The organism is Clostridiales bacterium (assembly GCA_014799665.1).
GTDB lineage: Bacteria > Bacillota > Clostridia > Christensenellales > Pumilibacteraceae > Anaerocaecibacter.
The window spans coordinates 1-8,285 of sequence record JAAVHP010000020.1 but is presented as its reverse complement, the minus strand read 5'-3'; the positions used below and the strand labels follow the sequence as shown (position 1 = coordinate 8,285).

At 40.3% G+C, this 8,285-nt stretch carries 9 protein-coding genes; 4 read left to right on the top strand and 5 right to left on the bottom strand.

Annotated features, from left to right (window positions below; all coding sequences use genetic code 11):
• Window positions 1-240: 240 nt before the first annotated feature.
• The 3 genes from HDT28_07560 (at window position 241) to HDT28_07550 (ending at window position 4,215) form a co-directional block, all read left to right on the top strand.
• Complete coding sequence (locus tag HDT28_07560) at window positions 241-2,310, top strand: leucine-rich repeat protein (GenBank protein ID MBD5132423.1); 2,070 nt, start codon at window positions 241-243, stop codon at window positions 2,308-2,310.
• A gap of 923 nt (window positions 2,311-3,233) precedes the next feature.
• Window positions 3,234-3,446 (top strand): helix-turn-helix transcriptional regulator, encoded by a 213-nt coding sequence (locus HDT28_07555; GenBank protein MBD5132422.1) that lies wholly within the window; start codon window positions 3,234-3,236, stop codon window positions 3,444-3,446.
• A gap of 1 nt (window position 3,447) precedes the next feature.
• The gene (locus HDT28_07550; protein MBD5132421.1) at window positions 3,448-4,215 is read left to right on the top strand and encodes a hypothetical protein; all 768 of its coding nucleotides are present in this window, start codon (window positions 3,448-3,450) and stop codon (window positions 4,213-4,215) included.
• Window positions 4,216-4,244: 29 nt separating this feature from the next.
• Here the strand turns inward: HDT28_07550 and HDT28_07545 are convergent, their stop codons facing one another.
• From HDT28_07545 to HDT28_07530, 4 genes are all read right to left on the bottom strand, one after another.
• Window positions 4,245-5,507: a DNA cytosine methyltransferase gene (locus tag HDT28_07545; GenBank protein MBD5132420.1), complete on the bottom strand. Its 1,263-nt coding sequence runs from the start codon at window positions 5,505-5,507 to the stop codon at window positions 4,245-4,247.
• 508 nt (window positions 5,508-6,015) lie between these two features.
• Window positions 6,016-7,038: a DUF4238 domain-containing protein gene (locus HDT28_07540; protein ID MBD5132419.1), complete on the bottom strand. Its 1,023-nt coding sequence runs from the start codon at window positions 7,036-7,038 to the stop codon at window positions 6,016-6,018.
• Between the two features lie 6 nt (window positions 7,039-7,044).
• Window positions 7,045-7,311: a hypothetical protein gene (locus tag HDT28_07535; GenBank protein ID MBD5132418.1), complete on the bottom strand. Its 267-nt coding sequence runs from the start codon at window positions 7,309-7,311 to the stop codon at window positions 7,045-7,047.
• A gap of 102 nt (window positions 7,312-7,413) precedes the next feature.
• Window positions 7,414-7,662: a hypothetical protein gene (locus HDT28_07530; GenBank protein ID MBD5132417.1), complete on the bottom strand. Its 249-nt coding sequence runs from the start codon at window positions 7,660-7,662 to the stop codon at window positions 7,414-7,416.
• Window positions 7,663-7,760: 98 nt separating this feature from the next.
• Here HDT28_07530 and HDT28_07525 point away from each other — a divergent pair, with 98 nt between their 5' ends.
• Window positions 7,761-8,009, top strand: a complete 249-nt coding sequence (locus HDT28_07525; GenBank protein ID MBD5132416.1) for a DUF1016 domain-containing protein — start codon at window positions 7,761-7,763, stop codon at window positions 8,007-8,009.
• Here HDT28_07525 and HDT28_07520 read toward each other — a convergent pair.
• Window positions 7,975-8,196, bottom strand: a complete 222-nt coding sequence (locus tag HDT28_07520; GenBank protein ID MBD5132415.1) for a hypothetical protein — start codon at window positions 8,194-8,196, stop codon at window positions 7,975-7,977. The genes HDT28_07525 and HDT28_07520 overlap by 35 nt on opposite strands.
• Window positions 8,197-8,285 lie beyond the last annotated feature (89 nt).

The following is an 8,285-nucleotide window of genomic DNA, read 5'->3' as shown; positions in this document are numbered from 1 at the left end:
GCTGCCTCTTCTGATTTCTCCGGCATTTCTATATTCGTTTCTGACATTAGATTCAAAGGTTAAGTCTTTCAGAACGCGAATATAGCGAAAATCTTCCGAATATCCCTCATTCCTCACCTCTTTTTATTCCGGCAGTCACGTTAATCCCGGTGGTCACGTTAATCCCGGTGGTCACGCCAAATCCTGCTAAATCATTTGGAAATTTGATTTTAAGATATTACTTTTGTAAAAATGTAATATATGCCATATCCGTTGATTTCTGAATATAAGGATGCCATCCTGTCCGCCGAGGATAATTTCAATGAATTATCCTCGCTCCGTCCTGTCCTCGATTCCCGGGGCGAGCCAGTAATGTCAAGCGGTAACTTCGCCGTTGTCTTCAAGATGAGGGATGAGCGCGACGGCAAGCTCTACGCCGTCAAGTGTTTCATAAAGGAGCAACCCGGTCGCGCCGAAAGTTACCGTAAGATAGCCGACGAACTTGAGGTCATCTCCTCATCCTATATCCTCCCTCTGCGCTATCTGGAGAATGAGCTGTTCGTCGATTCCGACCAATGCAACGACGAGGAATTCCCCGTCGTCGTGATGGAATGGGTTGAGGGTGAGACCCTCGATTCCTATGTAAACAGGAATCTTGACAATCCATATGAATTGGCTATGGCAAGCTACCGCTTCAACCGCATGGCCGCATGGCTCCTCGCCCAACCATTCGCCCACGGCGACCTCAAACCCGACAATATCCTCGTGCGTCCCGACGGCTCCCCGGTGATGGTAGACTATGACGGGATGTTCGTTCCATCCATGAAGGGTGAGAAGGCACGGGAAACCGGCAGTCCCGACTACCGACACCCAAACCGCACGGATACCGCTTTCAACGAGCATATAGACGATTTCTCCATCGCAGCGATTGCCCTCTCCCTGAAAGCTATCTCGCTGAAACCCTCCCTCAAATCCTCTTCCACTCCCGCCGACACCCTCCTCCTGAAGGAGAAGGACTTCCGGAAGCCCTCGGAATCCCGTATGTTGTCGGAGATTCAAAAACTCACATCCGATCCCGACCTCTCCACCCTACTCGGCATATTCTATATTGCCTTAGCCAAAAACTCCCTCGAAGTCCTTTCCTTCCGTCTCTTCATCACCGAAAAACCGAAACAGCAACCGAAACGGAAACAGAGTATCCCACAAGAAAAAATAGACACCTCCTGCACTGACGAAGACATTGCAAACGGAATCGCCGATGAATTTGGCGTCATCTACTCCAAAGACGGCAAACGCCTTCTAAAGGCTGACTCAAAATTGAGCCTTTCTCAATATAAGGTTAAAGCTGGAACTCAAGTTATTTGCAATGAAGCATTCTTTTATTGTTACTTACTTAAGAGTGTCATTATCCCAGACTCGGTAACATCTATTGGTGATAGGGCTTTCTCATCGTGCGACTCACTTACAAATGTGGTAATTCCAGAATCGGTGAATTACATAGGATCTAATCCATTTATTTTATGTCATAAACTGAATTTATCTTTAGTTTCTCATTCACCATTTAGATTAATAGACAATCTTTTGATCAATAAGAACGGTATTATCATATCATGTGTCGGTAACCCTGCGGCTGTTATTATTCCCAACTCTGTAACCGCTATAGGGGATAGAGCATTCTCATGGTGCGAATCGCTTACTAGTATAAAAATTCCAGACTCTGTAACCTCTATCGGTAATAGAGCTTTCTTCAGCTGCCATTCCCTTAAAAACGTGACGATTCCTAACTCTGTGACCTATATTAGCAATAAAACTTTCTTCGGGTGCAAATCACTTTCGAGCATAACTATTCCTACCTCCATCTCATCTATCGGTAATGAAGCTTTCTCATTTTGTGAATTTCTTACGAATATAAAAATTCCCGACTCAGTAACCTCTATCGGTAACGACGCTTTCTCATGCTGCATATCTCTTAATAGCGTGGTTATTCCTGCCTCGGTGACATCTATTGGGGATTCTGCTTTCAGCGCCTGCGAATCTCTTAAAAGCATTACGATTCCTGACTCGGTAACATCTATCGGAAATGGGGCTTTCTCAAGATGCACATCCCTTACTAGCGTGATGATTCCGGATTCGATGACCGCTATTGCTAATTGGGCTTTCTCAAAGTGCGAATCTCTTAAAAGCATTACGATTCCTGACTCGGTGACATCTATTGGAAAAGAAGCTTTCAAAGGTTGCTATTTTCTTAAAAGCGTGGTTATTCCTAAAACGCTAAAGACTATAGGAAAGGATGCCTTCCCCGAGGATTGTAACGTCATCCGTCGAGACTAACTTGAAGCTACAAATTAGAATGATGATTGGAGATATATCCGTAGTTTTCCTCCGTGGATCTGACTGTTGAGTCGGGATGGAGAATTTCGGATTCTCTAATACTGTGTTCGGGCCTTAGCCGGTCATCCCATCTATGCACCCACAATACAAAGCCCTGCAAAAGCTCCGCAGGGTTTGAATAACCGCCAACGAATGAACAACGTCATGGAACTGCGTGCCGGTATCTGTGGATTTACAGAATAGTATAACCACCGCAGATACCATCTGAGTCTCAGAGGACGTGTGTCATGCAGATTTTTCTTGCCATAGCCTGAGGCAGGGATTTGCAGATATGGAAAGAATGTCTAAATTTGCATTTACCCCAAAGAAGAATCAGGCTCACATTGCCTGCTTATCCTTGACTTAAAACCCCGCTCCGTCGGTCTGAATTTGGGGAGTACTATAATAGGACATCTACGTTACATCTTCACAGTTTTCTCAGCTGCAAACTCAAATGCGTATCTGACACGGTGTAATCACTGGTGAGAGCGGAACACCTCAGACCGTGAACCCCGTAATGCGGAAGATGCTCAAAAAAGGAAATTGTCACTTTGCAGGATGTTGGTTACACAATATTTCAGGGTCTTGAAGTTTCTGAAATCTCAAAGGGCGTAATGAACGGCAAAGGCCCTTATGATAGCGAATGATCGCCAGTGTCGGAGCGGAAAGTCCATATACAAGGAAGCCCCCTCGGCGATGTCCGAGGGGGCTTATGAGTTAGGGATAGATAGTCCGAATGGAGCGAGACCTTAGGCTCGACGGCTTGCCGCAACTCCATAAAATCAATAAAAAAAGAATCATAAATAATTAGCAACTAAATTGCTAATTATAGTAGGTTGTAGGCGTGTATACTTCGTCGTAACTTTGCATACGATTGTTAGCGTATGGAAAAAAATTTAACAATTCTCAAAGAATTTGGTCTTAAAATTCAGCAAATGAGGAAGGAACTCGGCATCTCACAGGAGGAACTTGCTTATAGAGCTGGATTTCATCGCACATATATCGGCATGATTGAGAGAGCCGAAAGAAATATTACTCTTAGTAATATAAAAAAATTGGCAGATGCCTTACATGTAAACATTAAAGATCTGTTTTAACATGAAATATGTTACAAATAATGCTGCTAAGATAAATTATCAAGGAGCAGAGGTCTTATCAATTCAAGAGGTAGTAGAAGCAATGAATTTTGCAAATCAAGCATTACGCAAGCTTCATGAGACTACGCAGGAATTTGATATAAATATATTTGAGACACTTGGAATGAGAAATCTAAGTGGAATGGTAGGTGAATATTTTGCCCGAAGCGTAATGCGCATAGCAAAGGGTAGACTTCAGAGCAATCTACATCAAGATGGATACCCTGATCTTCTCCTCACTGATACCAAAGAAAAGATGGAATATTTTGAGACTTTATATACTGAAGATAATGGGAAAAAATATCCTGTAAGTAAAGAAGCTTTCAGCCCTTATAAGTATGGTGGAATAGAGATCAAAGCAACTTGTGGCAGTACTCCACCTGCTTCAAAAGTTGCTAAGCCTTTAGTTGGTGAACAGAGAGTCCATTTAATAAACTCATTTGACTGGAAGGCACACCATAGAACGACAAATCATTTGTTAGCCATCTTATGGGATTTTATTGATGGAAATCCCACGATTGTTGCTTGTTTCTATCAAAATCAATTAGAAGTAAATGATTGGGGAACGATTGTCCAGCCTCATGACGGAGGCGGAAGAACAACAAGTGTCTCCATTATGCAGAAAAGCGGTATTCAAAAGATGTGTAAAGGTTGGGTAGCAGTTTTAGATGATCCTGCTTATATAGAACTGCTATCAAATAAAAAATGGATAGGTTATAACGTGAAATAAAAAGAGGTCAATTGACCTCTTTTTTATTTCTATGGTTTATAATTGATAATATAATCTGCTATACGTTCAATTAGCAAGGGAGGCACACTTTCTCCAATAGTATCACGTATTAGACCCTCTGGAACACACCTTCCATCAATCTCAAAGGAATAATCGTATTTTGAAATTGTCTGAAGAATAAGTGCCTCATAAATAGATAGAACTCGATCTTGAGAGGGATGAAGTTTATTATCAGAGCAAGCATACTGAAAGTTTTGAGTTAAGGTACTTGCTGGTTCATCCCATGACATTCTTTTGTATGCACTTGTAAACGCTTTCATAAAGCGCTTTTCGCCTGTTATCTTATCAATTGTATATGGTCGTGGTAATAACTCGCCACACTTTTCGCAGTATAATGGAGTATCCGTATTGGCTTTATTAATTCCATCTACATCATGTTTGGCACCATGAATTCGGTTCCCTTGATAACGGCATTTGGGATTGATACATTGATTATTAAGAGCAGTTTGCCCTTCGGGTGTATTATGTACCCAAAACAACTTCTTATCATCTAATAATGGAACCCTGTGAAGTGGAAGAGTCGTGCAAATATTCTTACCTTTTTCAGCGGATAGAGGGGGAAGATTACCAATTGCAGATCTTAAGGTAACCCATGGCTCAACAAAAATAGACGAATCCTTCCCATGGGTTGGATGCGGTATATGTACGACTTGCTTAGATGGATTCGATGAACGTCTAAGAATTGTTATTAGACGTTTTCTATGTTGCGGAACTCCATAATCTGCTACATCAACGACTGTAGGATTCCCCTCGTATGAATCACCAAGTTCTCTATGAATATAGTCAATTATATTTATTAACGAATCATTACCATCCTGTATAAGAGTATTAATCATATTAGGTACGTTCTCGAAAATAACCCATTGAGGTTTAAGCTCTTTGATTACATCAATAGCAGGAATAATGAGACGATTACGTTCATCAAACTTGGGACGAATACCATTGCGGAAATTACGGAGCATGGTACCCATACCATTAGATGACATGCCTTGGCAAGGCGGTGTGGCTAAAATAACAAAAGGAGGATCATTATAAGTAGTCTTATAATATTCTATTATATGATTTTTTAGCTTCCATATATCGCCATTGAAAGTTGTTGCTTCCGGATGATTATGACCAAATAGTCTCATCCTATCTGCGAGCAGTTCACAGCCAATAACAGTCCTAATATTTTTAGCTTTTAAACCCAAATCTCCTATACCAGAGGATGAAAATAAGCTTATAGCATTCATAGTAAATTGATTGAAGAGGTTAATAAAAACATCATCGTGAGATGGGGAACGCATATACTTGTAATTAATAATAATGCAATGGTCGATAGTGCTTTTCATTAAATAAAAAAGAACTAATTTCCATCTGCTCATCCTTTATTATTAATATTTTCTGCCACGATATTAGAATATCGGGGGTGTACTTTTCTTCGTTTACAACCGATAATACTTTGTCAGCAATCCACATCTTACGCAATTCTATAGCATCAATACAAAGTTTTATGCTATAATTGGAATATGTTCTTCCTGTAGTGGTCTTTGACCTCTTTCATTACTGCTGTACATTGGGACATCAACCGATAGGCACTCCGCAAGTTCTTTTGCGCAAGTCCCATATATTCACGTCGTTGCCTTATGTAATCACAAAAATTCATATTTATTGTTGTCAGAGATTGACAACAAAGTTAATACAAATATATGAGAACAAAAAATATTTTGTCAAAAAATGACAATAACGCTTATGCGAATACTATCTAAGCTTTATTTCTTTCCTATGAAAATCAGTACAGTATTTTCGTAACAACGGAGGATAGGATTCAGGAAGCACTTTTATAACTTTTGACAGGTCTGTTTCTTTAATGAAGGATAAATTTGCTTTACACAAAGGAGGCTGATTAGATGTATGAAAGACCCCAGTTTTATTATCAATGGGAATGGTTTCATGTTTGGATGGATTATTACTGATTTTATCCAAGTATGTAAAATTACCTATCGCACCTCTATTCCGAAAGTATATGACTTCATTTGCATTTATATAAGTTATTGCATTTAAAGTATCTATATCTTTAGCGTTATTTAGTATTACAGAAATTGATTTACGTGTACCAACTTTATAACAAGCATTGTCATACAAAAGGAACGAAATTCTTGGTGTCAAAGGAAAGAATATCTGAGTCCCTATTGAATTAAATGCAAATGTTTTACGTTTGATTCGTTCATGAAACTGATTGTAGAGGCAAACCGGACTATCTGAAGTAATAAAATCTTTAGAGGTATTGTTTATTAAGAATTTGTAGCTTAAGTCACGACATGAGTTGTATAAATCTACTGCTACACTTAGAGAGAGGTCAATATTATTCTGACGAGAATTGATATCCTCAAATTGTGAAAGATTTATGTTTGGGAAACTAATTGAAAGGTAGTTTTGTATATTCTTACTCGTATCGATAAGTTCCATAATAGCAGCCTCTGTTCTTCTTGACTGTAAAAACAAGAACATAGCCAATAAATGTAAATCTGAGTCTAAAAGAGAATCAATATTTTTATTTATCTTTTCAAGCACCTTACCATATTCGTTTTCAAAATATCCAAGCCCTTCTTCGATATTCAAATCCTTACCATAGAAATAAGGTTTTGAAGCTTGTCCAGAAAGAGAAGCTTCTTTAACCAATTTTCCTTTAGATTTTATATATAAATCTACACAATTTTCCCCTGAAGCAAAGCTCCTTAAATACACTTTAGGAACAAAGTGTTGGTTCTTTCGTTCTGCCATCCTAATTTAGTAATTTTCGATGGCTTCGATGAACGGCAGGTCGGATTCCTCGCACGAGCGGAGTGGATAGAGTTCAGGAGTGGTACTTTCGTCAGCGCCATAGCCTATGCCGGTGCAGAAAGCGAGAGCCTGCTGTCCGGTCTCGAAAACTTCGGGTTCGCCGAAGTCGAGATATTTGTCAGATTCAAGGTACTCCTTGAAGCCGTCAATGTCGTCGTCAACAAGAAAATTTATCGCGAGTGGATCAGAAATAACATAAACTTTTACTGCCATTGTCAGGAGATTTTGAAGTTGTTTTTATACTTGCAAAGGTAATAAAAATTCCTGAGAAATGCAAATCTATACGCCTGAAAATTAGCAATTTTACTGGTGTAATTACTTGACTCGTATCACTCCCGACATTGAGAGTGGGAAGGAGTCGTGGTATGGGAATTTTTCGCAGCCGATGAAAAGGGCATCGAAAGCGTCGGTGCCGTCGGTGCGGTGTTCAAGGGGGGCTGCTTCGGACTCGGCAAGTTTCTCCCCGGATTTGTCTTTGCGGAAGCCATTGCGTCTGTTGGAGATACCGGCAGACGGCACCGCGAGAATAAGATCCTCGTTGGTCGAGCGGTTGAAAAATGGCATTAGACGATTCCAATACTTTTGCGAGGTGACTTCCGACTCATATTCAACATTAAGCTCATGAATGAGTACCCCCGGCAATCAGCCAACTCCAGTAATATATTAAGCATGGAGATAAGGTAGTCAAACGTCTATCAGCAGATTTGAAAGCAGCATTCCCCAAAATGGGTATGTCGGAGCACAAACTATGGGATATGAAATGCTTTTATGCGCGTTTTAAGGATTCTGAGCCAAAACTCCGACAGCGTGTCGGAGTTTTGCCGTGGTGGAATATTAATAAGCTGATTGCTAATATTATTGGGGCTGATTGTGTATTTATGCAACTTTACCGGTTTCAATTTCGGATTTGAGGAATTGGAAGATATAGACTGCTCCCTGATAATAGAGTCCGCATTCGGGGTCGTTGAGCTTGGCAAAGGTGGTGGATGAATAAAGCTCATCAAGTGCACGGTGTATGTCCCAGCCATATTCTGCCATGAGCATTTCAGTGAGTTCTGCCGCAAGGCATTCTATTTGAAACTGTATGTCTTGATTCATAATAGCTACGTTTGAGCCGTGATAGAGACGTTTCATATCTTACCTCCTTCCCGTTGGCAAATGAGTTGGAGGTCTGAGACGGCATCGTC

What these genes read in the sequence shown, in the direction of transcription:
- HDT28_07560 (MBD5132423.1), top strand. Translation starts at nt 241, where the DNA reads ATGCCATATCCGTTGATTTCTGAATATAAGGATGCCATCCTGTCCGCC.
- HDT28_07555 (MBD5132422.1), top strand. Translation starts at nt 3,234, where the DNA reads ATGGAAAAAAATTTAACAATTCTCAAAGAATTTGGTCTTAAAATTCAG.
- HDT28_07550 (MBD5132421.1), top strand. Translation starts at nt 3,448, where the DNA reads ATGAAATATGTTACAAATAATGCTGCTAAGATAAATTATCAAGGAGCA.
- HDT28_07545 (MBD5132420.1), bottom strand. Translation starts at nt 5,507, where the DNA reads ATGAATGCTATAAGCTTATTTTCATCCTCTGGTATAGGAGATTTGGGT.
- HDT28_07540 (MBD5132419.1), bottom strand. Translation starts at nt 7,038, where the DNA reads ATGGCAGAACGAAAGAACCAACACTTTGTTCCTAAAGTGTATTTAAGG.
- HDT28_07535 (MBD5132418.1), bottom strand. Translation starts at nt 7,311, where the DNA reads ATGGCAGTAAAAGTTTATGTTATTTCTGATCCACTCGCGATAAATTTT.
- HDT28_07530 (MBD5132417.1), bottom strand. Translation starts at nt 7,662, where the DNA reads ATGCCATTTTTCAACCGCTCGACCAACGAGGATCTTATTCTCGCGGTG.
- HDT28_07520 (MBD5132415.1), bottom strand. Translation starts at nt 8,196, where the DNA reads ATGAATCAAGACATACAGTTTCAAATAGAATGCCTTGCGGCAGAACTC.